Origin of the sequence: Flagellimonas flava, from assembly GCF_050617915.1 — a bacterium.
GTDB classification, from domain to species: domain Bacteria; phylum Bacteroidota; class Bacteroidia; order Flavobacteriales; family Flavobacteriaceae; genus Flagellimonas; species Flagellimonas flava_A.
Genome location: NZ_JBODQE010000158.1, coordinates 1 through 240 on the forward strand (window position 1 = coordinate 1; position 240 = coordinate 240).

General features: G+C 42.5%; 1 pseudogene. It reads left to right on the plus strand.

Features of this window, described 5'->3' with window-relative positions:
• Positions 1-240 (plus strand): annotated as a pseudogene (locus ACRHOZ_RS21380) (gliding motility protein GldM); the annotation flags it as partial.

The following is a 240-nucleotide window of genomic DNA, read 5'->3' on the forward strand; positions in this document are numbered from 1 at the left end:
AAAGGTTATGTACGTGATCATCATCGCGATGTTGGCAGTAAATATGAGCAAGGAGGTTCTCGCTGCATTTGGTTTGATGAATGCAAAATTGGAGACTTCCAACGAAAAAGGCGAAGCAAACAATTTGGCCTATTTTGAAGGTCTTGGGAACAAGGCATCTGAAGATGCGATTAAGTACGGTCCGTTGTGTGAAAAGGCTCAGACTGTGCAACAACTTTCCAATGAGTACTACGAGTACTT